The organism is Paraburkholderia sp. Ac-20342 (genome assembly GCF_017104985.1).
GTDB lineage: Bacteria > Pseudomonadota > Gammaproteobacteria > Burkholderiales > Burkholderiaceae > Paraburkholderia.
Map to the genome: position 1 here is coordinate 39,054 of NZ_JAAGPQ010000022.1, position 26,903 is coordinate 65,956.

Annotated in this window: 24 protein-coding genes and 1 pseudogene; 19 read left to right on the top strand and 6 right to left on the bottom strand. The window is 61.0% G+C overall.

All coding sequences use genetic code 11. The annotated features are described in order from the left end of the window. Nucleotides 1-16 precede the first annotated feature (16 nt). Nucleotides 17-952 (bottom strand): LysR family transcriptional regulator, encoded by a 936-nt coding sequence (locus G3N58_RS11885; RefSeq protein WP_167284279.1) that lies wholly within the window; start codon nucleotides 950-952, stop codon nucleotides 17-19. Between the two features lie 330 nt (nucleotides 953-1,282). On the opposite strand from G3N58_RS11885, the gene G3N58_RS11890 reads away from it, so the two are divergent. From G3N58_RS11890 to G3N58_RS11980, 19 genes and pseudogenes are all read left to right on the top strand, one after another. After that, nucleotides 1,283-2,641, top strand: a complete 1,359-nt coding sequence (locus G3N58_RS11890; RefSeq protein WP_167284278.1) for a Rieske 2Fe-2S domain-containing protein — start codon at nucleotides 1,283-1,285, stop codon at nucleotides 2,639-2,641. After that, nucleotides 2,638-3,126, top strand: a complete 489-nt coding sequence (gene benB, locus G3N58_RS11895; RefSeq protein WP_167040060.1) for a benzoate 1,2-dioxygenase small subunit — start codon at nucleotides 2,638-2,640, stop codon at nucleotides 3,124-3,126. Before G3N58_RS11890 ends, benB begins: the two co-directional genes overlap by 4 nt. Before the next feature lie 38 nt (nucleotides 3,127-3,164). Then, nucleotides 3,165-4,184, top strand: coding sequence for a benzoate 1,2-dioxygenase electron transfer component BenC (gene benC, locus G3N58_RS11900; RefSeq protein WP_167284277.1), 1,020 nt, complete (start codon nucleotides 3,165-3,167; stop codon nucleotides 4,182-4,184). Then, nucleotides 4,181-4,957 (top strand): benzoate diol dehydrogenase BenD, encoded by a 777-nt coding sequence (gene benD, locus G3N58_RS11905; protein WP_205999244.1) that lies wholly within the window; start codon nucleotides 4,181-4,183, stop codon nucleotides 4,955-4,957. Before benC ends, benD begins: the two co-directional genes overlap by 4 nt. Before the next feature lie 66 nt (nucleotides 4,958-5,023). Then, on the top strand, nucleotides 5,024-5,455 hold the full coding sequence (locus G3N58_RS11910) for a RidA family protein (protein ID WP_167040053.1): 432 nt from the start codon (nucleotides 5,024-5,026) through the stop codon (nucleotides 5,453-5,455). A gap of 219 nt (nucleotides 5,456-5,674) precedes the next feature. Further along, nucleotides 5,675-5,773: pseudogene (locus G3N58_RS11915) on the top strand (IS5/IS1182 family transposase); the annotation flags it as partial. A gap of 168 nt (nucleotides 5,774-5,941) precedes the next feature. Beyond that, nucleotides 5,942-7,306 carry an extracellular solute-binding protein gene (locus tag G3N58_RS11920; RefSeq protein ID WP_205988732.1) on the top strand — a complete coding sequence of 455 codons (1,365 nt, stop codon included), beginning with the start codon at nucleotides 5,942-5,944 and terminating at the stop codon, nucleotides 7,304-7,306. 36 nt (nucleotides 7,307-7,342) lie between these two features. Then, the gene (locus tag G3N58_RS11925; protein WP_205999245.1) at nucleotides 7,343-8,215 is read left to right on the top strand and encodes a sugar ABC transporter permease; all 873 of its coding nucleotides are present in this window, start codon (nucleotides 7,343-7,345) and stop codon (nucleotides 8,213-8,215) included. A 7-nt stretch (nucleotides 8,216-8,222) separates the two neighbouring features. After that, nucleotides 8,223-9,119: a carbohydrate ABC transporter permease gene (locus G3N58_RS11930; protein WP_205999246.1), complete on the top strand. Its 897-nt coding sequence runs from the start codon at nucleotides 8,223-8,225 to the stop codon at nucleotides 9,117-9,119. 24 nt (nucleotides 9,120-9,143) lie between these two features. After that, a complete protein-coding gene (gene ugpC, locus G3N58_RS11935) occupies nucleotides 9,144-10,220 on the top strand; it encodes a sn-glycerol-3-phosphate ABC transporter ATP-binding protein UgpC (protein ID WP_205999247.1) in 1,077 nt (358 codons plus the stop codon). 115 nt (nucleotides 10,221-10,335) lie between these two features. Further along, nucleotides 10,336-11,301, top strand: a complete 966-nt coding sequence (locus G3N58_RS11940; protein WP_167284273.1) for an SMP-30/gluconolactonase/LRE family protein — start codon at nucleotides 10,336-10,338, stop codon at nucleotides 11,299-11,301. Then, nucleotides 11,298-11,987, top strand: a complete 690-nt coding sequence (locus G3N58_RS11945; RefSeq protein ID WP_167284272.1) for a GntR family transcriptional regulator — start codon at nucleotides 11,298-11,300, stop codon at nucleotides 11,985-11,987. Before G3N58_RS11940 ends, G3N58_RS11945 begins: the two co-directional genes overlap by 4 nt. Before the next feature lie 129 nt (nucleotides 11,988-12,116). After that, nucleotides 12,117-13,184, top strand: a complete 1,068-nt coding sequence (locus G3N58_RS11950; protein ID WP_205988734.1) for a hypothetical protein — start codon at nucleotides 12,117-12,119, stop codon at nucleotides 13,182-13,184. Beyond that, a complete protein-coding gene (locus G3N58_RS11955; RefSeq protein WP_167284270.1) occupies nucleotides 13,181-14,284 on the top strand; it encodes an isocitrate/isopropylmalate dehydrogenase family protein in 1,104 nt (367 codons plus the stop codon). The genes G3N58_RS11950 and G3N58_RS11955 overlap by 4 nt, the downstream gene beginning before the upstream one ends. Nucleotides 14,285-14,297: 13 nt before the next feature. Beyond that, nucleotides 14,298-15,383 carry a Gfo/Idh/MocA family oxidoreductase gene (locus G3N58_RS11960; protein ID WP_205988735.1) on the top strand — a complete coding sequence of 362 codons (1,086 nt, stop codon included), beginning with the start codon at nucleotides 14,298-14,300 and terminating at the stop codon, nucleotides 15,381-15,383. A 12-nt stretch (nucleotides 15,384-15,395) separates the two neighbouring features. Further along, nucleotides 15,396-15,677, top strand: coding sequence for an antibiotic biosynthesis monooxygenase (locus G3N58_RS11965; protein WP_205999248.1), 282 nt, complete (start codon nucleotides 15,396-15,398; stop codon nucleotides 15,675-15,677). Between the two features lie 194 nt (nucleotides 15,678-15,871). Then, entirely contained in the window at nucleotides 15,872-17,059 is a 1,188-nt protein-coding gene (locus G3N58_RS11970; protein WP_167040029.1) for a porin, read from the top strand. A 91-nt stretch (nucleotides 17,060-17,150) separates the two neighbouring features. Continuing rightward, nucleotides 17,151-18,467, top strand: coding sequence for a 3-oxo-tetronate kinase (otnK, locus tag G3N58_RS11975; protein ID WP_205999249.1), 1,317 nt, complete (start codon nucleotides 17,151-17,153; stop codon nucleotides 18,465-18,467). A gap of 332 nt (nucleotides 18,468-18,799) precedes the next feature. Continuing rightward, nucleotides 18,800-20,347, top strand: coding sequence for an altronate dehydratase family protein (locus tag G3N58_RS11980; protein WP_205999250.1), 1,548 nt, complete (start codon nucleotides 18,800-18,802; stop codon nucleotides 20,345-20,347). Nucleotides 20,348-20,481: 134 nt separating this feature from the next. Here the strand turns inward: G3N58_RS11980 and G3N58_RS11985 are convergent, their stop codons facing one another. From G3N58_RS11985 to G3N58_RS12005, 5 genes are all read right to left on the bottom strand, one after another. Next, nucleotides 20,482-21,435 (bottom strand): 2-hydroxyacid dehydrogenase, encoded by a 954-nt coding sequence (locus G3N58_RS11985; RefSeq protein ID WP_241017079.1) that lies wholly within the window; start codon nucleotides 21,433-21,435, stop codon nucleotides 20,482-20,484. A 3-nt stretch (nucleotides 21,436-21,438) separates the two neighbouring features. Further along, nucleotides 21,439-22,746 (bottom strand): MFS transporter, encoded by a 1,308-nt coding sequence (locus G3N58_RS11990; protein WP_167284265.1) that lies wholly within the window; start codon nucleotides 22,744-22,746, stop codon nucleotides 21,439-21,441. Between the two features lie 95 nt (nucleotides 22,747-22,841). Then, nucleotides 22,842-23,792, bottom strand: a complete 951-nt coding sequence (locus G3N58_RS11995; RefSeq protein WP_205999251.1) for a dihydrodipicolinate synthase family protein — start codon at nucleotides 23,790-23,792, stop codon at nucleotides 22,842-22,844. Nucleotides 23,793-24,023: 231 nt separating this feature from the next. Continuing rightward, complete coding sequence (locus G3N58_RS12000; RefSeq protein WP_205999252.1) at nucleotides 24,024-25,781, bottom strand: IlvD/Edd family dehydratase; 1,758 nt, start codon at nucleotides 25,779-25,781, stop codon at nucleotides 24,024-24,026. A gap of 183 nt (nucleotides 25,782-25,964) precedes the next feature. Further along, nucleotides 25,965-26,840, bottom strand: a complete 876-nt coding sequence (locus tag G3N58_RS12005) for a LysR substrate-binding domain-containing protein (RefSeq protein WP_205988742.1) — start codon at nucleotides 26,838-26,840, stop codon at nucleotides 25,965-25,967. Nucleotides 26,841-26,903 lie beyond the last annotated feature (63 nt).

The following is a 26,903-nucleotide window of genomic DNA, read 5'->3' on the forward strand; positions in this document are numbered from 1 at the left end:
CGTTCCTGACGTCGGGTTATTGGCGCGGCTCGAATCTTGTCAGGTTATGCGCGTGCAGCCACGATGGATTTTCCGCATACATTTCTTCGATCAATCGTTTGACGAGACCGATATAGATCGAATTGTCGTTGATACGGTGATTGAAAATGACCGGCGACGTTGCGCGGTCGCTGTCCAGCACCCGGTAGTGCACGTCCTGCCGCGATTGCCGTGCCGACGAGGGCACGATGCACACGCCGAATTCGGCCGCGACGAGTCCCAGTGCGGTCTGGATCTCGCGCACTTCCAGCACCTCGCCCACTTCCACGCCGTGGCCGTACAGGACGTTCAGGACCTGATCGGCAAAGCTGGGGCGCGGCTCCTTGGGGTAAACAATCAGCTTTTGTCCGGCCAGCTGTTCGATGGGCAATGGCGTCGATTCTCTCGCCATCGGCGAGCCGGCCGGCACGACCGCGGCAAGGCGCTCTTCGCGCAGGACGATCGCGGCGATATTCGGATCGCCGTGGTGCACGCGGCCGAAGCCGATGTCGATACGGCCTTCTTTCAGCGCCTCGATCTGTTGCATCGACATCAATTCGACCATCTGAATGTCCAGTTCGGGTGCATGCTCGCGCAGCTTGCGCATCAGCGTCGGCAATCCCGCGTACAGAACCGAACCGACGAATCCGATCGACAACACGCTGCGCTGATGGAGTCCCACGCGCCTCGCGGCGGCTTTCATCTGATCTATTCGCGCAAGAACCTGCATGGCCTGCTCGTAAAACAGACGGCCCGCGTCGGTCATCCGCACGGGGCGGGTATTGCGGATCAGCAGGGGTACGCCGACCTCTTCTTCGAGCAACTGAATCTGCCGGCTCAGCGGCGGTTGAGCAATGTGAAGCTGCTCGGCCGCGCGGGTGAAATTGCGCTCGCGGGCCACGGCGACGAAGTAGCGAAGCTGACGCAGATCCATGATGGTGATCTCAAAGATGAACTATTTTTCGATGCACGTTTGAGTATATTGCGTCGCAAAAAGCCCATGTGGGTCGGGGATTATGCGCACTTTATATTCTATAGGTATCAAAGAGGATGGGGAAAGTATTGGACGGTCGAAATGCGTGACCTGTATAAAACCATCAAATGAACTGAAGTGCATCTTTCGCCATGCCAGGGCGGACCCGCACCAGGCAATTTCCCCAGATACCCAACGGAGACAGTCATCATGAGCGTCAAAGCAGTCCCGGGCAAGAAAGCGCAGGTCCTGCCGAAAGCCGTGTCGAAGCGCGCATAGGGAGAGGAAATCATGTCCACCATCGTCGACAAAGCCAATGAACTGGATCAACTGCTCGCCACCGCGGTGCAGGATGATAAGGAGGCCGGCATATTCCGTTGCCGGCGCGATATCTTCACCCATGCCGATCTGTTCGAACTCGAGATGAAGCACATCTTCGAGAACAACTGGGTGTACCTCGCGCACGAGAGCCAGATTCCGGACAACAACGACTACTACACCACGTGGATCGGCCGCCAGCCTATTGTCATTACTCGCGACAAGACGGGGCAATTGAATGCGGTCATCAACGCCTGCGCGCACAAGGGGGCGATGCTGTGCCGCCGCAAGCACGGCAACAAGGGCAGCTTCACTTGCCCGTTCCACGGCTGGACGTTCTCGAATACGGGCAAGCTGCTCAAGGTAAAGGACGAGAAGACCACCGAATATCCGGTGCAGTTCAACACGAACGGCTCGCATGATCTGCGCAAAGTGGCACGCTTCCAGAGCTATCGCGGCTTTCTGTTCGGCAGCCTCAATGCGGACGTGTTGCCGCTCGAAGAGTACCTCGGCGAATCGCGCGTCATCATCGACCAGATCGTCGACCAGAGTCCGAACGGGCTTGAAGTACTGCGCGGCAATTCCACGTATGTCTACGACGGCAACTGGAAAATGCAGATGGAGAACGGCTGCGACGGCTATCACGTCAGCACCGTGCACTGGAACTACGCGGCGACGATGGGACGGCGCAAGGAAGACGGCACGCAGGCCGTCGATGCGAATAGCTGGAGCAAGTCGGTCGCGGGCGTCTACGGTTTCGACCACGGCCACATCCTGTTGTGGACCCGGACGATGAATCCGGAAGTGCGGCCAGTGTACAAGCATCGCGAAGAAATCAAGGACCGTGTCGGCGAAACGCAGGCGGAGTTCATCGTCAATCAGACGCGCAACCTGTGCCTGTATCCGAACGTGTTTCTGATGGACCAGTTCAGCACGCAGATTCGCGTGGTTCGTCCGCTCAGCGTGGACAAGACCGAAGTCAGCATCTTCTGTTTCGCGCCGAAGGGCGAAAGCGCGGAGGATCGCGCCATTCGCATCCGCCAGTACGAAGACTTCTTCAACGTGTCGGGCATGGGTACTGCCGACGATCTCGAAGAGTTCCGCGCCTGCCAGGCGGGCTATGCCGGCATCACGGCGATGTGGAACGACCTTTCGCGCGGCGCGCCGCTGTGGATCGAGGGGCCGGACGAGAATGCGAGCCGGATGGGTCTGAAGCCGCGCATTTCGGGCGAACGCAGCGAAGACGAAGGCCTGTTCGTGTGCCAGCACGAGTACTGGGTGCAGGTGATGCGCGATGCGCTGAAGAAGGAAGGCAAGGAGACCGTGGCATGAGCTTCGACTACCAGAAGATTTGCGGCGTGCTCTACCGTGAAGCGCGTCTGCTCGACGATCGCCAGTGGGACGAGTGGCTGGCCTGTTATACGGAGGACGTCACCTACTGGATGCCGTCCTGGGACGACGATGACCGGATCACCGACGACCCGCAAAGCCAGATCTCGTTGATGTACTACCCGGACCGGGGTGGCCTCGAAGATCGCGTATTCCGCATCAAGACGGAGCGCAGCGGTGCCTCGACGCCGGAGCCACGTACGGCGCACAACGTCACCAACGTGGAGGTCCTGGCCGAGCGCGGCGACGAAGTGGACGTGCGCTACAACTTCCACACGCTGAGTCACCGCTACAAGTCCACGGATCATATTTTCGGCACGATGTTCGTTACCTTGCGCGAGGCCGGCGACGACCTGCTGATTTCGAACAAGAAGATCGTGCTGAAGAACGACTATATCCGGCAGGTACTCGACGTCTATCACGTTTGATGTCGGGCGTCAGAATCAACATGGGATCAGGAGGCTCCATGTCCAACTTCAATATTGCACTGAATTTCGAAGACGGCGTGACCCGTTTCATCGAATGCAAGGCGGGCGAGAAAGTACTCGATGCCGCCTTCCGCGCGAAGATCAATCTGCCGATGGATTGTTCCGACGGCGTGTGCGGCACCTGCAAGTGCCGCGCCGAAAGCGGCAGTTACGACCTCGGCGACGATTACATCGAAGACGCACTGACCGAAGACGAAAAGGACGGTGGGCTCGTTCTGACTTGCCAGATGATTCCGCAAAGCGATTGCGTGATTGCTGTGCCGGCATCGTCTTCCGTGTGCAAGACCGGGCAAAGCAAATTGGCCGCGACCGTGGCGAAGATCGAGCAGCATAACGACGCAGCCGTCGTGCTCGAACTGGAGGTGGACGCGGCCGCTCCCGTGTTCCTGCCGGGCCAGTATGTGAATATCGACGTGCCCGGCAGCGGCCAGCATCGTTCGTACTCTTTCTCGTCGGCGCCGGGCGAAGCGAAGATCAGTTTCCTGATCAAGAAGATTCCGGGCGGCGTCATGAGTACCTGGCTCGAAGTCGCGGAGCCGGGCACGAAACTGGATTTGACCGGTCCGCTCGGCAGCTTCTATTTGCGCGACGTGCAGCGGCCATTGCTGTTTCTCGCGGGCGGCACGGGCCTCGCGCCGTTCCTGTCGATGCTGGAAGTCCTGGCGCGTACGAACTCGCAGCAGAAGGTGCATCTGATTTACGGCGTGACCCGCGACCTCGATCTCGTGCTGGTCGAGGCGATCGAGGCGTATCAGACGAAGCTGCCGAATTTCAGTTTCGCCACGGTCGTCGCCGACGCGGAGTCCAGTCATCCGCGCAAGGGCTGGGTCACGCAGCATATGCCGGCCGGGTCCTTGAACGACGGCGACGTCGACGTGTACCTGTGCGGGCCGCCGCCGATGGTCGACGCAGTGCGCAAGTATTTCGACGACAACGGCGTGAAGCCCAACAGCTTCCACTACGAGAAGTTCACTCCCAACGCGGCGCCAAAGGCATGAACATGCAACGATTCACAGGCAAGGTCATGGTCGTCACCGGCGCGGCGCAAGGGATCGGCCGCGGCGTGGCGCTGCGCGCGGCGGCCGAGGGTGCCCGTGTGCTGTTCGTCGATCGCGCCGACTTCGTGGCCGAGGTGGCCGCCGAAGCAGGCCGTGCGGATACGGCGGGTTTCGTTGCGGACCTCGAAACGTACGAGGGCGCTCAGGCGTCGATGGCCTACGCCGCGCAAAAGTTCGGCGGTATCGACATCCTCATCAACGGTGTCGGCGGCGCCATTCGCATGCGTCCGTTCGCTGAGTTCGAGCCCGCGCAGATCGATGCGGAAATCCGCCGCTCGCTGATGCCGACGCTGTACACCTGTCATGCAGTACTGCCTCATCTGCTCGCGCGAGGCGGCGGAACCATCGTCAACGTATCGTCGAATGCGACGCGCGGTATCCGGCGTGTGCCGTATTCGGCGGCCAAGGGCGGGGTCAACGCGATCACGCAATCGCTGGCGATGGAGTACGCGGCGCACAACATCCGCGTCGTTGCCACGGCACCGGGCGGCACCGATGCGCCACCTCGACGCGTTCCGCGCAACGCCGCAGGAGACAGCGAACAGGAAAGGGTCTGGATGAGCGAAGCGGTGCGGCAGGTGACCGGGTCGACCTTTCTGAAGCGCTACGGCAGTATCGACGAGCAGGTTGCGCCGATCCTGTTTCTCGCGTCGGATGAAGCGGGTTATATCACGGGCACGGTGTTGCCGGTTGCAGGCGGAGATACCGGCTGACCCATGACTTGCTTGCGGCAACATTCAGATAGGGTGCAGCATTTGAGGCTGTTTGAGGAGACGTTGATGAATGATCGTAAGGCCATTGTTCCCGAAGGAATGGAAGCAGTGTACGAGAAGATTCGCTATGCACCCGCGGTCAAGGTCGGCAATACGATTTACGTGTCGGGCCAGATTGGCCGTGACAGGAATATGCAGCTCGTCGAAGGGCGCGAAGCGCAAATCGTGCAGGCATTCGACAATCTCAAGACGGTATTGGCTGCTGCCGGCGCATCGCTGCGAGATGTCGTGGACTTGACCACGTTTCATACCGATATGCGTGATCTGCCTTTGTTCATGCAGGTGCGCGATCGCTATCTCGACACCGATCCGCTTCCCGCCTGGACGGCAGTAGGGGCGCATATGCTTGGTGGCGCGCCTGGGTATATCGTCGAGATCAAGGCGGTTGCCGTGCTGCCCGAGTCGGATTTCATTCATGTACCGAACCGGGAGTCGTAGAGGTTCGCTGTTTCAGGTTGCATACGGGTATTCGGCGATATTGCTCAGTTACCCGTAATAATTTTACCCGGTTTCAGCGGACGGAATATAGCCGGTCGCTTCCATCATCGACGCCGGTTTTCTCCAGACTCCCATTTTAGCATTGCCCGTTTCGCGGCCAGATATGGTCGCGAAACGGGCTGCTTCAAGTCCCCCCTTAGTCGAGCGCCCCATGCGCGGTTTGCCGGCTTCGACAAGCTGCGCATTCGCTTCCAACGCCGGCTCGGCATTCACATCGCACGGCTCAAACTTCCCACCGCCATTATCCGTTCCCGCTTTCCGGGCGGGACGCCCGTTGTCCGTGGCAAAGCGCGGTTATGTCCCTTGATTGAGATGCCGGTCGCGTCGCCCGTCCTGGGGTTTATCCGGACGCACAACGTATACGTTAACGAATAATATCGTGCATACTTGAAGCGAAGCATAAGACTTCTGATGGAGACGAAAATCGTGAGCCGTTCAACACGTGCACTGATTCAGCTCGACCGTGCGATGCCGAGGCGTGACGCGTTGCGGCATCTTGCGGCGTTGGCCATAAGTATCGCTAGCGGAGGACTGACCGCGAAGACGGCTTTGGCGGCGTCGCCTTATGCACCGCCGCCTTCGGATGGTCCGGGCTTTTCGATGCGCGTCGCGACCACTTATGCGGGCGCCGAGCCGTTGGCAAAGCCTTTCACGAAAGTACTGAATGAATTTCAGCGCGACTATCCGAACATCAAGCTTATTCACGAAGCGACGCCGGGATTCGATCATCAGACAAAGATCAAGCTCGATGCGCTGAGCGACCGGTTACCCGACGTGTTTACTTTCTGGCGGCTCGATCCGAGTTATGGGCTCGACCAGATCGCCGAGGCAGGACGACTGGCAGACCTGACCGCATGGAGCCAGAACGATCCCTTTTTCAAGGGTCTTTTCGACGACAGTTCGTGGGACACGGCAACGCGAAAGGGCGTCGTATACGGCATTCCCGCCCAGATGTTCTATATCTGGCTGCTCGTCAACAGAAAGATTCTCGACCGGGCGAAAGTCCCGGTTCCGACGACCTGGGACGAACTGGTCGCAGCAGGACCCAGATTGCGTGCCGCCGGAGAGATACCGTGGTCGATCAATAACGGCAACGACAGTATGGCCGCGCGGGTCTACAACTACGTCATGAGCCGCTGTCTCGGCAACGAGCGGGCGGTCAGAATACATGGCGGCCTGGAGCCGGCCGATTCACCCGATATGATCCGGGCATCGACCCTCGTGCAGCAGCTGCTTGGCGGGAACATTCCAAGCGACGGCATTACCCTGTCCAGCGATCTGGTCTATGCGAAGTACACCAACACCGAAAAAGCGGCGTTCCTGATCGATGCGTCGTTCCGTCTCTTCGAGATCGATCCGAAGATCGCGGGCGACCTTCAGGTACTGAACTTTCCGGCGATTCCCGATGGCGTACAGCACGACTTCCGGGTCGAGCGCGATCTCACTTCGCTCTGGTACGCGAGTTCGAAGCAATATGCCGATGCGGCGCGCAGACCGTACATACAGGAATTCATTCGCCGGATGACGAATCGGCAAACCGCGCGCTATTTCACCGAAACCGCCAAGGTACAGATGCCGCAGCTCGACCTCGAGGTCGATCCCGCGGCGGTAGGGCAGCTATCCGTCGAAACCCTGAAAGCGGCGCTTGCGGCTCCCGGCAACAAATGGGTGCCGAAGCTGATGAAGCCCGCGCAGCGCACGCGCTACGAACCGCTGATGTCGGAATTTATCGAAGGAAAGTACACCCCGCAGGAGTACGTGGCAAAGTTCGCGGAAATCATGCGGAGCTGATTGGGCGTCATCATACGATCCAGGAAGGAATTGAGCATGGGTTCATTGAAATTTAGATGGGAAGTAGTCCTGTATATCATTCCTGCGCTTCTTCTATATGGAATTTTCTTCGTTCTTCCATTTGCGCAGACGATCTTTTTCAGCTTCACTTCGTGGAACTTCTTCGGTCATCCCGCATTCGTCGGGCTTGCCAACTATGCGCGTCTTTTTACCGACGGCGTATACATGGCCGGGCTCTACCGTATTGGCCTATGGGCCGTGCTTGCGATCGTGTTCAAGGTTGGCATCGCGCTGGTTCTGGCGAGCTTGTTGCGCGGCAAGCTGCGAGGGCGTGGGTTCTTCGAGACCGCGTTCTTCATTCCGGTGGTTATTTCGTCGGCGGCCATCAGTCTGCTGTTCACGTTGCTGTACGACAAGGACGCCGGGCTGATCAATGAAGTGCTGAGAGGAGTGGGGCTCGGCAAGCTGGCCACCAGCTGGCTTTCCAATAGTCACACTGCGTTGTTCGCCGTTATCGCCGTGCCGATCTGGCACACCATCGGCTACTTCTTCGTCATTCTCCTCGCGGCCATGCACGGCGTATCGCCGGATCTGTACGATGCGGCGAAGATCGACGGAGCCCGCGGTTTCCGCCTGTTCAGGAGCATCACGGTGCCGAGCATCATGCCCGCATTGCAGGTTTGCATCGTACTGGCGATATCGGGCGCGCTGAAGTCGTTCGACTACGTGTTCGTGATGACGCGCGGCGGACCCGGTACCGCCACGCAGGTTCCCGCGACGTGGATGTATCAGACGATTTTCGGCAGTCTGGAATTCGGTTACGGCACTGCTATCGCAACGTCGATTTTCCTGATCGGTTTGTGCGCCACGCTCGCGACCCGCAAGGTCATGGCACCTTCCAGTTACTGAGGTCAGAATGCAAGTTCGTATCAAGGCACTCATGGGACGCCCGTCCTTGAATGAATCGCCGGCGGCGCGTCGGGTCAGGGAACATTCTCCGGTTTCGTTGGTTCTGGTCTATGGCGTGCTCTGTCTGCACGCCGTGCTGACGCTGTTTCCGCTGATCTGGGTCATCGGGAATTCGTTCAGATCGAGCAACTCGATCCTGACGTCGATCTCCCTGTTGCCGCGGCACCTCGACTTCAGCAATTACGAGCGGCTATTTACCAGCACCAATATCCCTTTGAGCTTCTGGAACTCGGTGTCGATCACGGCGGTCAGCCTCGGCTTGCTTCTCGTTGTCGTGGTTCCTTTGTCGTTCGCCCTGACGCGGTTCAAGTTCAAGTTCGCGGAGTACATCCTGCTGTTCTTTACGGTGGCGGTACTTGTTCCGAATGTTTCGGTTCTGCCCATGACCTATGTGCTTTTCACGAAACTCGGGCTCATGGGGACGAAGTATGGCATTGCCCTTGTCTATGCGACCGAGCAGATTCCGGTGTCGATTTTCATCCTGACGGGTTTCATGCGTGCGATTCCCGCGGAAATCGACGAGGCGGCCACGGTCGACGGTGCGAGCGTATGGGCGCTTTTTTCAAGGGTCATTCTGCCGCTTAGCCGGAACGGCATCGCCACCATCATGATTCTCGCGTTTGTTTCAATCTGGAACGATTACATGACGGCGCTTCTTCTGTTGCCCGATGCGCAGAACCGTACGCTGTCCGTCGCACTCGCATTTGCAAAGACGGAGTACTCGGTGGACTACGGAATGATGGCGGCTTCCATCGTCTTCGCGGTTGCCCCCATGGTCGTGGGGTATCTGCTGCTCAAGAAGCAGTTGACCACGGGTATCACCGCCGGCGCTGTCAAAGGCTGAACCCGACGCATACTGGAGAGAGAGATGGGAGCAATCGCCCTAAAAAATCTGGAAAAGACGTTCGAGTCCGTGAAGGTCATTCAGAACATCGACATCGATATTGCCGATGGAGAATTCGTGGCGCTGGTCGGTCCGTCCGGCTGCGGGAAGTCGACGCTTCTGCGAATCATCGCGGGGCTCGAAGAGGCTACCTCGGGCGATGTCAGGATCAGCGGCAAATCGGTGTCCCGACTGAGCGCGCGTGATCGCAATATCGCCATGGTGTTCCAGTCGTACGCGCTTTATCCGCACATGAACGTGGCGGAGAACATGAGCTTTAACCTGAAGCTTGCAGGGGAGTCGAAGGCGCGCATCAAGGAGCGCGTCACCGAGGCGGCACGCATGATGGATCTGACGGCGCTGCTCGAACGACGGCCCGCGCAACTCTCGGGTGGTCAGCGTCAGCGCGTGGCCATGGGGCGTGCCGTTGTGCGTCAGCCGGAAGCGTTTCTTTTCGACGAGCCTCTGTCCAATCTCGATGCAAAGCTTCGCGTGCAGATGCGCGCGGAAATCAAGGCCTTGCATCAGAAAATGCGGACCACGTCGATTTACGTCACACATGACCAGATCGAGGCGATGACGCTTGCCGACCGGATCGTCGTGCTGAACGGCGGCCGCATCGCTCAGCAGGGCTCTCCGATGGAGCTTTATCGACGGCCCGCGAATCGCTTCGTCGCGACTTTTATCGGGTCGCCTGCCATGAACCTTCTCGAAGCGACGGTGGAGAAGATCGCCGATGGATTCGCGGCGCGTTTCGCCGGAGGCGGAAGGGCTGTGCTTCCTGCCGCGAGTGTGAGCGAAGGGCAGACGGTAACGGTCGGCATCCGGCCGGAGGCGTTGTCGTTGGAGCGCAGTGAGAATCGCATGGCGGCAACCGTGGAGATCATCGAGCCGACCGGTGCGCAAACGCATTTGCTGCTGAACGTCGCGTCCGAACGGATCACGGCCGTCGTCGACGGTGCGCTGGATTTCACGGTCGGTCAGGCACTGCAGATCGCGATGTCTTCCAACCAGCTGCATGTTTTCGACAGCCATAGCGGAGAGCGCCTCAATGCGGATTGAGGTGAGTGCTAGGGAAATGCGCAGGGAATACGCGAGAAATGGTTCAGGGTTAACCTTGATCTCAACGTATGCATTAACGAATACAATCTGGCATTGAAGGGTCATGGAGCAATCGATGAGTGGCGACGTTAGCGCAATCGCTTTTACGGGGCAGGACTTACAGCGCCCTGAGTGCGTTCTTGCGACCGAATCCGGTGCGCTGTTCGTGGCGGACTGGCGTGGCGGCGTCACCGAAATCCGTCCGTCGGGGCAGCAGGTCACCTATCTGGGTCACGCTGTAGACGGCGAGACATTAAAGCCGAACGGGATTGCGCTTCAGCGTGACGGCAGTTTCCTGATTGCCCATCTCGGGGCCGAGCGCGGCGGTCTGTTCAGATTGCAGCGCGACGGTAGCGTCAGTACGGTTCTTCGCACAGTCGACGGGCTTGATCTTCCGCCGACCAACTTCGTCGTCGCCGATCATCTCGGACGGCTTTGGGTCACGGTCAGTACCCGCAAGGTGCCGCGAGCGGCCGGCTATCGGCCCGATGTTGCCGATGGTTTCGTGGTGCTGATCGATGAGCGCGGAGCGCGTATCGTTGCGGACGGTTTGGGTTACACCAACGAGTGCGTGCTGGACGCGACCCATCATTATCTGTACGTCAACGAAACCTTCGGCCGAAAGCTCTCGAGATTCCGCGTTGCCGAAGATGGATCGCTTGGACAGAAGGAAGTATTCGCCGAATTTGGCGCGGGGACTTATCCCGACGGTTTGGCGCAGGACGTCGAGGGTAACTTCTGGATTACCAGTATCGTGAGCAATCGCGTGCTGCGGGTCGACCGGAACGGGCGCAGCGAAATCTACCTGGAAGATTGTGAGCCTTCGCATCTCGGCTGGGTGGAAGAAGCATTCGTCAACTCGCGTATGGATCGGCCCCACCTCGACAACGTCAGGAGCAAAGTACTTCGCAATATATCGAGCCTCGCATTCGGCGGGCACGATTTGCGGACAGGGTTTCTGGGTTGTCTGCTCGGGGACTCTCTCGCGACGATCCGCATGCCTGTCGCGGGCGTCCCTCCCGTTCATTGGAGTTTTGCATGAGTACTTCCCCAGTCGATCAGGATCAGGAAGCAGGTTCTCTTTCCGACAGTGCCTATAAGGCCATTCGTCGCCGGATTCTCGACAACGTCTGGACGCCGGGCTACAACGCGATGGAGCAGGAGATCGCGCAGGAACTCGGTATGAGCCGCACCCCCGTGCGAGAGGCGCTGATGCGTCTCCACAACGAAGGGCTCGTCGAGGTCGTCCCGCGTCGTGGCATGCGCGTTTTGCCGGTGTCGCCGGTCATGATGCGCGAGATCTATGAAATTCTGGGCTCTCTCGAAAGCACGGCGGTCGAGATGTTGACGCGGCGGCGGCCCACCGAGGAGGAGTTGAAGCCTCTCATCGATGCGACGTCGGATATGGCGAAGGCACTAGAGAAGAACGACCTCGATGCCTGGGCGCGTGCCGACGAAAAGTTTCACATGTATCTCGTGACCCTCGCCGGAAACAAGCTCCTCGCGGAAGCGGTTTTTCACTACTGGGATCGCTCGCATCGGGCGCGGCTTTTTTCGCTCAGGCTGCGCCCGTTCCCGACCGCGTCGACGCACGAACATATGGCGCTAGTCGAGAAAATTCGCCAGGGCGATGCGGAAGGGGCGGCGCGCGACAATCTGTTGCATCGCCGCCGGGCGAGCAAAGAATTGCTGGAAATTTTCGACCGCTACAAGTTCCAGCACATGTAACAGCCGAATAACGGCGGCTGTCGAACACAGAACACGGGATTAGCTCGACAGCCGCACCATTGTCATGACTGTGCCAGTCGGATCACGACGTAAGCGCATCGGTATCGTCAATACTATAAGGAGTGCAAAATGGGAAAGACAGTGGTTTCCATTTCCGGAAATCAGTTTCATATCAACGGCCGCCCGACATGGGAAGGCAGAAGCTGGAACGGCAACAGGATCGAAGGCTTGCTGTTCAACAGCCGCATGGCGAATGCGATTGCCGATGACGAGAACCCCACGACTCGTGGCGTGTGGGCTTATGCGGACGGACCGTGGGACCCGGATCGCAATACCGCGGAATTCTGTGCCGCGCTGGCCGACTACAAGGCGCACGGTCTCGACGCCGTATGTATCAACCTGCAGGGCGGCAGTCCTCGTGGATACTCGCCGATTCAGCCGTGGATCATTTCGGCCTTCGAGTCTGACGGCTCGCTGAAAGAACCGTGGATGAAGCGTCTCGAGAAAGTACTCCAGGCGACCGACGAGCTCGGCATGGTCGTCGTGCTGGGTCTTTTTTACGGCGCATCCACCCGTCTGTTCGCCGACGAAGCGGCTGTCGTGCGGGCTGTCGATAACACGGTCGACTGGCTCGCAAAACACACAGCCAATCACGTGCTGCTGGAAATCGGCAACGAGATCGACAACAAGGTGTTCCATCAGCCTGTTATCGAAGTCGCTCGCTGTCACGAACTGATCGAGAGGGCAAAGAGCCGTTCCGAAGGAAAATTCAACACACCGGCCAAACGGCTGCTCGTCAGCGCCAGCATCCTCAATCCCCATACGGTGGCGGACAACATCATCGGTGCGAGCGATTTCCTTCTGGTTCACGGCAATCACGTCACCGGTCTGGAAGGCTGGCAGCAGTCGAATCCCGATGGAATTCGCCTTCAGCTTCTGCGTACGAAGGCTTCGCCCGCTTATCGCGGCCAGCCGATTTTCTACAACGAAGACGATCACTTCGATTTCGACAAGCCCGACAACCATCTCGTCGCGGCAGTCGAAGGTTACGCCGGCTGGGGGTTCTTCGACTACCGCGGCGCGCGTGAATCGATGGCGTGCGGCTTCCAGTCGTTGCCGGTCGACTGGCGTATCGGTTCCGAACGCAAGAAGGGCTTTTTCTCGAAGCTCAAGGAAATCACGGGAGGCAAGGCATGAGCAACAGTCGGCATATCGCCATTTTGCCGGGCGACGGAATCGGTGAAGAGGTCATGGCAGCCGCGTGCCATGTCCTTGGCGAAGTGGGCAAGAAAATCGGCGTCGCGTTCGAACTGGACAGCCAGCCGGCAGGAGCCCAGCACTACCTGGCGAGCGGTGTCGCGCTCCCCGACGAAACACTCGCCGTTTGCGATCGGGCCGACGCCATTCTTTTCGGTGCAATGGGTTTGCCCCACGTTCGCGGCAAGGATGGCACCGAAGTTATTCCTCAGCTCGATCTTCGATTTCATTTCGATCTTTATGCGGGCGTGCGGCCCGTCAAAACGTTCGGCGGGTTGCCGCTGCCCCTCGCTCATCCGAGGAGCCGCGAGATAGATCTGGTTCTCGTGCGTGAAAACACCGAAGGCCTTTTCTATGCTCGCGGCCGGGGAGACGTGAAGCGGGACGAGAACGGCCAGAAAGTCGAAGTGTTCGACACGATGCGGATTACCCGCCAGGGTACGGAGCGAATCTGCGAATTCGCCTTTGCGCTGGCTGAACAACGGGCCGCGCAGAACGGCCGCGCCTCGCGCGTGACCAACGTCGACAAAGCCAATGTATTCGAGTCCATGGCGTTCTTCCGCGAAGTCTTCGAGAGCGTTGCGGCGCGACATGCCGGGGTTGCCACTGATAGCGCCTACGTCGATGCGGTCGCGTTGAATCTGGTCCTGAAGCCCTGGACGTTCGATGTTCTGGTGACCGAGAACATGTTCGGCGACATTCTGTCCGACCTCATTGCGGGACTGGTCGGCGGAATGGGAATGGCGCCGTCGGCGGACATCGGCGACAAACACGGCCTGTTCCAGCCGGCTCACGGCACCGCACCCGACATCGCCGGGCAGGGGAAGGCGAACCCCACCGCCATGATTCTCTCCGCAGCCATGATGCTGCAGTGGCTCGCAGTCCGCCAGGGCGATCAACGTCTTGCCGATGGCGCGGCGCTTATCGAGGCCGCGGTAGAAAAGACTTTCTCGGGCGGAAAGATTCTGCCGTTTGAATTCGGTGGCTCGCACGGTACGAAAGCGATCACGGATGAAGTCGTTTCATTCCTCACCGCGTAACGCCAGGTCCGACATGTCAGTCTCCAAACCGTCCTGGCGCGTCGCCGTTATCGGCGCAGGCTATTTCAGCCAGTTTCATCTCGCTGGATGGACCGCACTCCCGAATGTTGAAGTCGTCGGCATTTGCGACATGGACACAGCAAAGGCCGAAGCGATGGCTGCGCGATATAACGTGGCGCAGACCTTCGGGAGCATTGATGAACTGCTGGACAAAGCGCGCCCCGATCTCGTCGACATCGTGACGGCGCCCACGAGTCACGCGGCGATACTCGATGCGACGCTGGAGCGCCGACTGGCGACGATCTGCCAGAAGCCGTTCTGCACCGACTTCTGGCAGGCGGAGCACATGGCCGAGCGGGCTCAGGGCGCCGGTGTACCTGTCGTCGTGCACGAGAATTTCCGGTTCATGCCGTGGTTCCGCGAAGTAAAGCGTCTTCTGGATCAAGGCATGTTGGGCCAGCCCTACAGCGTGAATTTCCGCCTGCGTCCCGGGGATGGGCAAGGATCGATAGCCTACATGGCGCGGCAACCGTACTTTCAGCAGATGCCCCGGTTCATGGTCAAGGAAACGGCCGTGCATTTCATCGATACGTTCCGCTTCCTGTTCGGTGAAGTCTCCGGTGTGTACGCCAGATTGAGGCGTCTGAATCCGGTTATCAAGGGGGAAGATGCCGCGATCATCTGTCTGGAGTTTCCGGACAACACGATCGGACAGTTCGACGGCAACCGTCTGGTGGATCATGTCTGCGAAAACCCTCGGCGAACCATGGGGGAAATGTGGCTGGAGGGTTCCGCGGGAGTGCTTCGGTTGGACGGCTACGCGAGGTTATGGTTCAAGCCGCATGGTCAGACCGAGGTCGAGCACGTCTATGATCGAGGCTCGGAGGTCGAATTTGGTGGAGGGGCATGCGGCCGTCTGCAGGCACATGTCATCGATGCACTCGAGAAGGGGCATCGACCTGAAAATACCGCATCGGACTACCTTGCCAATCTTCTGGTTCAGGAGGCGGTGTACCACTCGCATCTAAACGGCTGTCGCGTCGACATGGCGACGTTCCGGCCGAGCCGGGATTTGGCGTCCACCTCTCTTTTCGGGTAATGAGCGATGTATGTGATTACAGTTTCATTGAGTGTGAAAGAGATGCATCACACGGAGTTTTTGCGCGAAATGCTGCTCAACGCTCGGCAATCGCGTGATCTCGAACCGGGTTGCCACCGATTCGATGTGGCTGTTTCGGTCGACGACACATGCTCGGTTTTCCTTTACGAGCTCTATGAAAGCGAAGCCGATTTCGAAGCGCATCTTCGCATGGAACACTATCGCCGGTTCGACGAAGCAACGAGGGACTGGATTACCTCGAAGGTCGTCAACAGGTTCCATCTTTGCGATTGATGGCCGGTCCGGCCTGATTTCGCCGTAGAAGTTCCACGCAACTGATATTGACCTGGGTTCTGCGCCTGCCAGGCAATCGCATGTCTATTGAATAGGATTGCTACTCGTAATAAGTATTTTGGAGTCTTGATTTTTAATGAATCAGGATATTTTTCTGTCTGTGAACTAGCTGAAATAGCGGAAACGCAAAGCAAATGAAAAAAAGACAATATTGGAGACTTCTTCCTCTCGTCATCGCAATCTCGTCGGGCGGTGCTTTCGCGCAAAGCAGCGTCACGCTCTACGGCATTGCGGACGCGGGGCTGACCTATGTTTCGAACTCGAAAGGATCAACGCTGTATTCGCTGACGAGCGGGAACTATGGTGCAGGACGATGGGGGTTCCGTGGCGTCGAGGATCTCGGTGGCGGACTGAAGACCCTGTTCACACTCGAATCGGGGTATAGCCTCGTGAACGGCACCATGGGGCAGAACGGGACATTGTTCGGTCGGCAGGCATTCGTGGGTATCGACTCGAATTACGGAACTGTTCTGTTCGGACGTCAGTATTCCAGTGCGTCGATTGCTGTTGGGCCGATCGAGTCGGGGCAGGACTGGGCGGCACCTGGGGCGCAATACGGCGCCCATCCGGGCGACGTCGACAATCTCGACAACAATAGCCGCATCAACAACGCCATCAAGTTTCTGAGCAGGAACTACAACGGCTTCAGCTTCGGCGGTGTCTATAGTCCCGGCGGCGTGGCGGGCGATTTCTCCCGCAACCAGATCTGGGACCTGAGCGCGTCGTATACGAACGCGTCGTTGCGAGTGGCGGTCGGTTATCTGTATGTCAACGATCCGAACTATTCGCTATGGGGAAACAAGGCGAACGACAGTAAAACCGGAAACAACATCTCGAGCCCGATTTTTAGCGGCTATGCATCCGCCGCGTCCCAGCGGATATTGTCCGCGGGGGCCAGTTATACGATCGGTTCCGCGACGCTTGGCGCCGTGTATAGCAATACCCAGTTTCGCGATCTCGGCAGCGTGAGTGTGGCCGGTTTGAACACCGCCGCAAGCGGCTACCACGGCAATGCCATATTCAATATCGGCGAAGTGAACTTCAAGTACCAGGTGACACCGGCTCTGCTGCTCGGCGTTTCCTACGCCTATACGCACAACAGCGGCGCGAGCGGTTTGGGCAGTGCGCGTTATCAACAGGAAAACGTCGGTGCCGTGTACAGCCTTTCGAAGCGTACGTCGCTCTACGCGATACTCGTTCACCAGAACGCGAGCGGAACGGACTCCACGGGCGGTCGTGCGGTAGCCGCTATCCAGGGGACGACCCAGTCGTCCACGGGTTCGCAGACACTTGTGACGATGGGGCTTACGCAGCGCTTCTGAGAGGTGCGGACAGGCACGAATCGGCGCCGTTGAGCCGGTGCCGGCTTTGCGGGAACGGCAACCTATTCCCTTTATTCAATAGAGATCAACGATGGCAACTGAAAGTCGACCGGGACCGCTGCTTGGCTGTATCGCCGATGATTTCACCGGCGCGACGGACCTTGCGAACATGCTCGTGCGCGGCGGCATGCGCACGGTGCAGACGATCGGTGTGCCTGCCGCCGGCATGCACATTGAAGCAGGCGCGCTGGTCGTGGCGCTCAAGTCACGCACGGTATCCGCCGGCGACGCGCTCGCGCAGTCGCTCGCTGCGCTCGAATGGCTGCGGGCGCAAGGATGCGGCCAGTTCTTCTTCAAGTATTGCTCCACGTTCGATTCGACGGATGCGGGCAACATCGGTCCCGTAGCCGAAGCGCTGCTCGATGCGCTGTCTGTGCATGGAGAAGCGCCGTTTGCCATTGCATGTCCCGCGTTTCCGGAGAATGGCCGCACGATTTATCGCGGACATCTGTTCGTTGGCGACGTGCTGCTGAACGAGTCCGGCATGGAGAACCATCCGCTCACGCCCATGACCGACGCGAATCTCGTACGCGTGTTGCAGGCGCAGGCGAAGCACAAGGTCGGGCTCGTGCGTTACGACGCGGTGGCGAAAGGTGCCGACGCGGTGCGCGCGGCAATCGCGGCGCTCAAACGCGACGGCGTACGCATGGCGATTGCCGATGCGGTATCGGACGCCGATCTCCATACGCTCGGCGAAGCCTGCGCGGACCTGCCGCTGATTACGGGTGGCTCGGGTGTTGCTCTCGGCCTGCCCGCGAATTTCCGCCGCGCGGGTTTGCTCGAAGCCGCAGGGGACGCAGCCGCATTGCCGCTTATCGAGGGCGCTGCCGTTGTTCTGGCGGGCAGCGCATCGAAGGCGACGAACGCACAGGTTGTCGCGTGGCGCGAGTCACGGCCCGCATTCCGTATTGATCCGATGGCCGTCGCGCGCGGGGAGTCCGTCGTCGATAAGGCGCTGGCGTTTGCACGCGAGCATATGCACGCGGCCCAGCCTCAGCCTGTGTTGATCTACGCAACGGCTTCTCCCGACGAAGTGAAGGCAACACAAGGCGCGTTGGGCGTGACGGAAGCGGGGCATCTGGTCGAACGTACGCTCGCTGCGATTGCCCGCGGGTTGCATGACGTCGGCGTGCGCCGGTTCGTCGTTGCGGGCGGCGAGACGTCTGGTGCCGTGGTGCAGGCGCTCGGCGTGCAGATGCTGCGTATCGGCAGGCAGATCGATCCGGGCGTGCCCGCGACCGCGACGGTCGGTGCCGATCCGCTTGCCCTCGCACTCAAGTCGGGGAATTTCGGCAGCGTCGACTTTTTTGCGAAGGCGTTGCGTTATCTGGCTGGAGGCGCTTCATGAATGCGGCAATGGTATTGGCCGCATTGGCGTGACCAGCAACCTTCTTCTGCCAATACCACGGGTATCATCACCCGTCAGCCTGACGAAAGAGCTTTTTCCGATGTCCCGAGAGGAGAGAGTTTCTTGATGGCACGCCCACGCCGCTTCGACAACACCACCCAGTCCAACCCCACGGACAAAGCGCCACAGGTAACGGCAACTCATCGATAAAAATTTTATGCTTTGAAGAAGGCAAAGCGTACTTTCTTTAATCGCCCATTGCGACGAACATGGGCGACGAACATCAACCCTCTCGCCGCCCGCGCGTCGCTTCCTTCCCGATTGCCCCGACCATGATCTCCACTTCGAACAAGACCGTCGCCGGTCCCGTGATCCGGCTCCATCCGGACGACAACGTCGTCATCGCGCGAGTCGACATCGCAATCGGCACGCCGCTGCCGATCGACGGCATCGCCTGTCGCAGTCAGGTGCCGGCCGGCCACAAGATCGCCGCGCGCGCGATCCGCGAAGGCGAGCCGATCCGTAAGTACAACGTGGTAATCGGCTTCGCCGCGGGCGACATTGCGGCAGGCACGATGGTGCACAGCCACAACCTGACGTTCCGCGAATTCGACCGCGACTACGCATTCGGCGCCGATTACCGGCCTGTCGAGCTGCTGCCCGAGTCCGAGCGAGCGACCTTCGAGGGCATCGTGCGCGAGAACGGCGAGGTCGGCACGCGCAATTACGTCGGCATTCTCGCGACCGTCAACTGCTCGGCGACGGTCGCGCATCGCATCGCCGCGCATTTCACGCCCGAGCGGCTTGCCGCCTGGCCGAACGTCGACGGCGTGGTCGCATTCACGCATGGCATCGGCTGCGGGATGGAGATGAGCGGCGAACCGATGGCGCTGCTGCGCCGGACCATGGCGGGCTACGCGCGCCACGCGAATCTCGCGGCAGCGGTAATCGTCGGGCTCGGCTGCGAGCGTAACCAGTTGGGCGGCCTGCTCGAACAGGAAGGGCTGCAGCCTGGCTCACGGCTGCATACCTTCGTGATGCAGGAAAGCGGCGGCACGCGGCGCACGATCGAGGCCGGCATCGCCGCCGTCGAAGCGCTCCTGCCGGCTGCCAACGACGTGGTGCGCAAGACCGTGCCGGCGAGCCATCTGCGAATCGGTTTGCAATGCGGCGGCTCCGACGGTTTTTCGTCGATCACCGCGAACCCGGCACTCGGCGCCGCCGTCGATCTGCTGGTGCGTCACGGCGGCACCGCGATTCTTTCCGAAACGCCGGAAATCTACGGCGTAGAACACACGCTGACGCGGCGTGCCGTGAGCCGCGAGGTCGGAGAGAAACTGATCGAGCGCGTTCGCTGGTGGAAGGACGAATATTCGGTCGGGCGCGACGTGCAGATCAACGGCAAGGTCAGCCCCGGCAATCAGGACGGCGGACTCGCGAATATCTTCGAGAAGTCGATCGGTTCGTCGATGAAGGGCGGCACGGGTCCGCTAATGGATGTCTATCGTTACGCGGAGCCTGTCACGGCGCGCGGTCTCGTGTTTATGGATACGCCCGGTTTCGATCCGGTGTCCGCGACCGGGCAGATTGCCGGCGGCGCAAACCTGATCGCGTTCACGACCGGGCGCGGCTCGATGTTCGGCGCGAAGCCCGTGCCGTCGCTCAAGCTCGCGACCAACACGTCGATGTATCGCCGCTTGACGGAAGACATGGACCTCAATTGCGGTGGCATTCTGGACGGTACCGCGACGATCGAAAGCACTGCGCACGAGATCTTCGAGGCGCTGCTCGCGACCGCGTCGGGCCAGCGTACCCGCAGCGAAGAACTCGGGCTTGGCGACCACGAGTTCGTGCCTTGGCAGATCGGCATCATGAGTTGACGGAAGCGATGGCGTGGCCGCGGCGGAACGCGTGAAACCGGAAGCATGACGAAGGAAGACGCAACATAGGCCGACGGTTTGGATCATGCGCGCCGCGAGCCGGGTCAGCGTGGCGAATGACGCGCGGCGTGCCGTCAGACCGGCGTCAGCGCCTTGCCCGCCGAGAAGAACGACGCCAGATTGTCGATCGTGAGTTGCGCCATCGCCATGCGCGTTTCGTGTGTCGCACTTCCCATATGCGGACTCAATACCACGTTCTCGAATCGGAGTAGGGCCGATTCAGGCGCGGGCTCGTGCTCGAAAACATCGAGCGCCGCGCCCGCGAGGGTGCCGTTTTCAAGCGCGAGCACGAGCGCCTGCTCGTCGACGACCGACCCGCGCGCGATATTCACGAGCATGCCTGCCGAACCGAGTGCAGCGAGCACGGCCGCGTCGATCAGATGACGCGTGGCATCGCCGCCCGGGCAACTCACGATCAGAAGGTCCGACCAGCGAGCGAGTTCCACCGGCTGCGCGAACCATTGAAACGGCAGAGCCTGTTGCGTGCGGCCGAAGTACGCCAGTTCGACATCGAAGCTGGCGAGCCGCCGCGCGATTTCCCGGCCGATGCGGCCCATGCCCACGATGCCTACTCGCTTGCCGGCGAGGCTCGATCCCAGCGGAAAGGCGCCTTGTCGCCAGGCCCCCGAGCGCACGAAGCGATCGGCGTGCGGCAGTTTCCTCAGCAAGGCGAGCATGAGGCCGATCGTCAGCTCGGCGACCGCGGCGTTGAGCAGGTCGGGCGTGTTGGTGACCGCAATGCCGCGCTCGCGCGCGAACGCGAGCGGAATCCGGTCGAAGCCCACGCCGTTTGTCGCGATGATCCGAAGCGACGGCAGGCGTTCGAGGAGTGCCGTGTCGATGTCGTAGTTCGAGCGCGTGACGATCGCGCCGATCCGTTGCCGCAACGCATCGTCGGCGGCGATATCGGCGAGCGTGAACAGGTCGAGGCGTTCTTTCAGCAACGCATAGGCTACCGAAGGAAATTCGCCGATTTGCAGTACGGGCGGCAGGGTGGGGTTCGGGTCGTGCATCGGGTTTTTTATCATGGGTTACTTGTTGACGAGTCGTGCCGGGACGAAGACGAGAATCAGCAGCGCCGAGAGCGCGAGCGAAGCCGCCACGACGAACAGTCCCGAAGAAAGCGAATGCGTGAGCGTCTTCAGCCAGCCGATCACGGCCGGGCTGATAAAGCCTGCGAGATTGCCGGTACAGTTGATGAGCGCGATACCGGCGGCTGCGCCGGTGCCGCCGAGAAACGCGGTCGGCAGCGCCCAGAACATCGGCAAGGCGGTAATGACGCCCGCGGTCGCGAGCGTGAGCCCCAGCACGGAGATGACCGGCGACGCACCGGACAGCGCGCACAGCACGAAGCCGGCTCCGGCAACCAGCGCGGGCATTGCGACGTGCCAGCGGCGCTCGCGCGTATGGTCGGCGTGCCTGCCGGCCGCGATCATCGCGACGAGCGCGACGGAATACGGAATCATCGTGAGCAGGCCGATGACGAACGTGTCCTCGATGCCGGTCGAGCGCAGAATGCTCGGTTGCCAGAAACCGATCGCATACGAGCCCATCACGATGCCGAACAGAATCAGGCACATCAGATAGACGCGTGCGGATTTGAACACGGCGCGCACCGAGCCGTGCGTGTGCGTCGTGGCGTCGGCGGCGATCTCGTCGAGAATGACCTGCTTCTCGGGCGCGGAGAGCCAGGTGGCGTCGGCGATGCGGTCGTCGAGATGGCGCAGAACCACGAAGCCGAGCAGCAGCGACGGCAGCGCTTCGATGATGAAGAGCCATTGCCAGCCCGCGAGGCCCCCCACGCCCTGCAACGAATGCATGATCCAGCCCGACGCGGGTCCGCCGACGAGTCCCGAGACGGGATTGCCCGCCATCAGCAACGCGACCATCCGGCCGCGCCGGTGCGAGGGGAACCAGTAAGTCAGATACAGCACCATGCCGGGGAAAAAGCCCGCTTCCGCGATGCCGAGCAGAAAGCGCACCGCGTAGAACTCCAGCGGCGTCGTGACCCATGCGGTCGCCATCGAGAGGATGGCCCACGTAATCATGATGCGCGCGATCCAGCGTCGCGCGCCGATGCGATGCAGCAGCAGATTGCTCGGCACCTCGAAGAAAAAGTAGCCGACGAAGAAGAGGCCCGCGCCGAGGCCGTAGATCGCTTCGCTCAGATGCAGCGCGTTGAGCATTTGCAGCTTCGCAAAGCCGACGTTGACGCGATCCAGATACGCGACCACGTAGCCGACGAACAGCAAGGGCATGAAGCGCAGCGCGACACGACGGAAGATCGAATCGGCGTCGTCCGTGCCTATCGAAGCGGGCAATGAGGTGCTGTAGTCCAAGGTTGTCTCCTGATGATGCGGGGCGTGCTGTCGGTTTTGTGTGCTCGCGCGCCCGCCTGTTTGCAGTGTCGGTGCACGTAGTGCATTCGGCCGGCTCAGTGCAGTGCGCCGGCGTGCAACGCAAGTTGCTCCGCGTGCGGCAGGCGAAAGCCGAGGGCCGTCAAGGCGCTTTCGAGTCGTGCGCGCTGCGTGGCATCGAGTTCGACCAGCGGCGCGCGCAGCGCCGCCCAGCCTGCGTCGCCCGATTGCCACGCGATGGCCGCCTTCATCGCGGCAATCATCGGGAAGCGCTGGAACACGGCGCGGGTTTCGTCGAGGCGGCGCTGTTGCGCGGGGGCGTCGACCGCGCGCCAGTCGCGAGCCAGTTGCGCGATGGCGGCCGCATTCACGTTGCCGGTCGCGGTAATGCAGCCGGCGCCGCCTGCTTCGAGCGTGCGTAGCAGGAACGTCTCGCTGCCCGCGAATACTTCGAAGCCGGCGGCCGCGAATTCGGCGATCAGCGCCGACGTGTTGCTCCAGTCGCCCGAACTGTCCTTGATGCCGGCGATCGTCCCCGGATACGCTTTCAGCAGCCGCTCGACGAGCGAAAGACTGAGGCCAACCTGCGCAACCGGTGGGATGTGATAGAGGTAGACCTTCAGACGCGTATCGCCGACGGCATCGATAACACGCGAGTACGCACGGAACAGACCCTCGTCGCTGACGTTCTTGTAGTAGAACGGCGGCAGCATCAGCACGCCCGCGCAGCCGCTCGCCACGGCATGCCGCGTGAGTTCGATCGTATCGGGCAGCGCGCAGGCGCCGGTCCCCGGCATCATGCGCGTGGCGGGCAAGCCTGCTGCGAGCAGCGCGTCGAGCAGGCCGCGTTTTTCTCCGACCGATAGCGAGTTGGCTTCGGAGTTGGTGCCGAACACCGCGAGGCCGACGTCATGGCTCAGCAGTGCGCGGCAATGGCGTATGAAGCGTTCCGCGCTCGGCGCGCCGCTTTCGTCGAACGGTGTGACGACCGGTGAAAGCACGCGTTGAAAGTGGCTGGACGAGGTCATGAAAAGCGTCTCCGTGAGTGGCGATGAGATCGGACCAGTATCGCCGTGGGTCGACGCTCGAAGTACACGGGTGCGCTTGTTTCAAACAAAAGAAATTTTGATGTTTCGCGGACGCTTCGGACCGCGGCCGGAATAGGGCGGGGTGCTTGATCCGGAATGCATGGCATGCCGAAGCATCAACGAAAAAAAGGCCGCGCAAGGCGGCCTGCGAATGGGAACGACCCGTGTGCCCTAGCTTCGCGGCGTCACGCCACGCGTTTCGGTCGCGCGCAGAAAATCGAAATCGACGCCCTTGTCGGCCTGCGTCACCGTGTCGAAGAAGAGCTTGCGGTAGCCGCGCTCTGCGGTCGGTATCGACACGGGATGGCTCGCGGCGCGCGTCGCCAGTTCCTCGTCGCTGATAAGCAGGCTGATTTCGCGCCGCGACACGCTGAGGCGGATGCGATCGCCGGTGCGGACATGAGCCAGCGGGCCGCCCACGGCGGACTCGGGCGTCACGTGCAGCACGATGGTGCCGAACGCCGTGCCGCTCATGCGGCCGTCGGAAATCCGCACCATGTCCTTCACGCCCGCGGTCGCGAGCTTGCGAGGAATCGGAATATAGCCTGCTTCCGGCATGCCCGGCGCGCCCTTCGGGCCGATGTTCTTGAGCACGAGAATGTCGTCGGCGCATACGTCGAGATCGTCGGAATCGATGCGCGCGGCGAGGTCGGCGCCATTCTCGAACACGACCGCGCGGCCTTCGTGTTCCATGAGGCCGGCATCGGCGGCCGACTGCTTGATGATCGCGCCGCCCGGCGCGAGATTGCCTTCCAGCACCGCGATGCCGCCTTGCGGATAGATCGGCCGGTCGAACGGACGCACGACGTCCTGCTCGAAGGCCGGCCCCGCAGCGTCGATTTCCTCGCCGAGCGTGCGGCCCGTGACCGTCAGCGCGTTCAGGTTCAGCAGCGGCCTGAGTTCGCGCAACAGCGTCGCCATGCCGCCGGCCTTGTGGAAGTCTTCCATGTAATGCGAGCCAGACGGTTTCAGGTCGACCAGAACCGGCGTCTCGCGGCCCATCCGGTCGAGCGCTTTCAGATCGACGTCGTAGCCCATGCGTCCGGCGATTGCCGTCAGATGGACGATGCCGTTGGTCGAACCGCCGATCGCGAGCAGCACGCGCAGCGCGTTCTCGAATGCGTCGGCGGTGAGAATCTTCTCGATCGAAAGGCCATCGCGTGCCATCTGTACGGCCTGCGTGCCCGTCATCTCCGCAATGCGCATCCGGTCCGACGTCACCGCGGGCGGCGCCGCGCCGCCCGGCACCGTCATGCCGAGTGCTTCCGCCACGCAGGCCATCGTGCTGGCCGTGCCCATCACGGAGCAGGTGCCGACACTCGCGACGAGCTGATTGTTGACCGCGGCGATTTCCGCCTCGTCGATCTCTTCCGCGCGAAAGCGGCCCCAGTAGCGGCGGCAGTCGGTGCAGGCGCCGACGCGCTCGCCGCGATGCGCACCCGTCAGCATCGCGCCGGTGACGAGCTGAATTGCCGGAATGCGCGCCGATGCCGCGCCCATCAGCTGCGCGGGCACGGTCTTGTCGCAGCCGCCGATCAGCACGACGGCGTCCATCGGTTGCGCGCGGATCATCTCCTCGGTGTCCATCGACATCAGATTGCGCAAGTACATGCTGGTCGGCTGCGAGAACGATTCGGCGATGGAGATGGTCGGGAAGTCCATCGGCAGTCCGCCCGCGAGCATCACGCCGCGCCTGACGGCCTCGATCAGTTGCGGCGCGTTGCCGTGACACGGGTTGTAGGCGCTGCCCGTATTGACGATGCCGATCACGGGCCGGTCGAGCGCGCTGTCGGTATAGCCCGCGCCCTTGATGAACGCCTTGCGCAGAAACAGCGAAAAGCCGTTGTCGCCGTAGCTCGTGAGCGATTTGCGCAGGCCGCCGGGTTGCGCGGGCACGTCGTCGGGCTGCTTCTTGAATGTGTCGGTCATGATTGCGCTACCGTCTCGTGAAAGGATGAGGGGATACCGGTGATTATCGCCAGTGCCGGGCAGGGCGAGGTCGAACTGACGCTTGCTTCAAACGATAAAGATTCTGAGGTCCCGACGTTGCTGACCATGATCGGCCCATAATGATTTGCCCGCAACGTGTTGCCGGCGATGACCGGCTCGCGATCAAATGTTGCTCACCGATTCCGCCGCGGCGAGAAACGCCTGAACGAGGCGCAGCCGCGCCGACGAGCGCCCCCATAGCAGCCCCACGAGACGTCTCGGCGAGGCATGGGGCAACGCCCATTTCTTCAGCGACAGCCCGGCGAGTTCGCGCGATGACCAGTCCGGCACGAGCGATACGCCGAGCCCCCGGTCGACGAGCGTGGCGATCGCGCCTAGCCCATCGAGTTCGCACCGCTGCGACGGCCTGATGCCGTGCTGGCGCAGATAGGTGTCGGCGAGTTGTCCGCCGACCACATTGCGGTCGTAGCGCAGGAACGGTTCGGTTTGCAGGGTCGTGTGCACATCGGCGACGTGCATCGAAGCGGGCGTGAGCAGGATCAGCGGCTCGCTTCTGAACGTGTGCCAGTCGCAGCTTTTCGGCAGATTGAAAAGCGGTTGCGCGATCACTGCGGCATCGAGATCGCCGCTCGTGACCTTGCGATAGAGATCGAGCGAGGTGCCCGGCTCCAGATAGAAGTCCAGGCGCGCATAACGGTTCAGCAGCAGCGCGAGCGCATCGGGGATGAGACTCGCCATCATCGTCGCCATGCCGCCCAGACGCAGTTGGCCGCCGGGTTCGTCGGCGTCCTCGATGTCCGAGCGCAGATCGCGGATGTCGTGCAGCACCGAGCGCGCCCGCGCCAGAATGCGCTCGCCGGCTTCCGTCGCCCCGACGGTGCGGCCCGAGCGGCGCACGAGCGTCGCGCCCAGTTCGGTTTCGAGCATCTTCACCCGCTGGGCGACCGCGGCCGGTGTCAGGTCGAGCCGGCGCGCGGCCTCTGCAATCGAGCCGAGTTCCACGACGAACACGAAGCTTTGCAGGTAGCGGGAATCCATCGATAGAAGTGGCCGGGTTCGAAGAGGCTAAAGAATACTTCCTCGGCGGTGCGGATGTCTTCA

What these genes read in the sequence shown, in the direction of transcription:
- G3N58_RS11970 (WP_167040029.1), top strand. Translation starts at nt 15,872, where the DNA reads ATGAAAAAAAGACAATATTGGAGACTTCTTCCTCTCGTCATCGCAATC.
- benC (WP_167284277.1), top strand. Translation starts at nt 3,165, where the DNA reads ATGTCCAACTTCAATATTGCACTGAATTTCGAAGACGGCGTGACCCGT.
- G3N58_RS11890 (WP_167284278.1), top strand. Translation starts at nt 1,283, where the DNA reads ATGTCCACCATCGTCGACAAAGCCAATGAACTGGATCAACTGCTCGCC.
- G3N58_RS11960 (WP_205988735.1), top strand. Translation starts at nt 14,298, where the DNA reads ATGTCAGTCTCCAAACCGTCCTGGCGCGTCGCCGTTATCGGCGCAGGC.
- G3N58_RS11950 (WP_205988734.1), top strand. Translation starts at nt 12,117, where the DNA reads ATGGGAAAGACAGTGGTTTCCATTTCCGGAAATCAGTTTCATATCAAC.
- otnK (WP_205999249.1), top strand. Translation starts at nt 17,151, where the DNA reads ATGGCAACTGAAAGTCGACCGGGACCGCTGCTTGGCTGTATCGCCGAT.
- G3N58_RS11925 (WP_205999245.1), top strand. Translation starts at nt 7,343, where the DNA reads ATGGGTTCATTGAAATTTAGATGGGAAGTAGTCCTGTATATCATTCCT.
- G3N58_RS12000 (WP_205999252.1), bottom strand. Translation starts at nt 25,781, where the DNA reads ATGACCGACACATTCAAGAAGCAGCCCGACGACGTGCCCGCGCAACCC.
- G3N58_RS11930 (WP_205999246.1), top strand. Translation starts at nt 8,223, where the DNA reads ATGCAAGTTCGTATCAAGGCACTCATGGGACGCCCGTCCTTGAATGAA.
- G3N58_RS11940 (WP_167284273.1), top strand. Translation starts at nt 10,336, where the DNA reads ATGAGTGGCGACGTTAGCGCAATCGCTTTTACGGGGCAGGACTTACAG.
- ugpC (WP_205999247.1), top strand. Translation starts at nt 9,144, where the DNA reads ATGGGAGCAATCGCCCTAAAAAATCTGGAAAAGACGTTCGAGTCCGTG.
- G3N58_RS11885 (WP_167284279.1), bottom strand. Translation starts at nt 952, where the DNA reads ATGGATCTGCGTCAGCTTCGCTACTTCGTCGCCGTGGCCCGCGAGCGC.
- G3N58_RS12005 (WP_205988742.1), bottom strand. Translation starts at nt 26,840, where the DNA reads ATGGATTCCCGCTACCTGCAAAGCTTCGTGTTCGTCGTGGAACTCGGC.
- G3N58_RS11985 (WP_241017079.1), bottom strand. Translation starts at nt 21,435, where the DNA reads ATGATAAAAAACCCGATGCACGACCCGAACCCCACCCTGCCGCCCGTA.
- G3N58_RS11980 (WP_205999250.1), top strand. Translation starts at nt 18,800, where the DNA reads ATGATCTCCACTTCGAACAAGACCGTCGCCGGTCCCGTGATCCGGCTC.
- G3N58_RS11995 (WP_205999251.1), bottom strand. Translation starts at nt 23,792, where the DNA reads ATGACCTCGTCCAGCCACTTTCAACGCGTGCTTTCACCGGTCGTCACA.
- G3N58_RS11945 (WP_167284272.1), top strand. Translation starts at nt 11,298, where the DNA reads ATGAGTACTTCCCCAGTCGATCAGGATCAGGAAGCAGGTTCTCTTTCC.
- benD (WP_205999244.1), top strand. Translation starts at nt 4,181, where the DNA reads ATGAACATGCAACGATTCACAGGCAAGGTCATGGTCGTCACCGGCGCG.
- G3N58_RS11910 (WP_167040053.1), top strand. Translation starts at nt 5,024, where the DNA reads ATGAATGATCGTAAGGCCATTGTTCCCGAAGGAATGGAAGCAGTGTAC.
- G3N58_RS11955 (WP_167284270.1), top strand. Translation starts at nt 13,181, where the DNA reads ATGAGCAACAGTCGGCATATCGCCATTTTGCCGGGCGACGGAATCGGT.
- benB (WP_167040060.1), top strand. Translation starts at nt 2,638, where the DNA reads ATGAGCTTCGACTACCAGAAGATTTGCGGCGTGCTCTACCGTGAAGCG.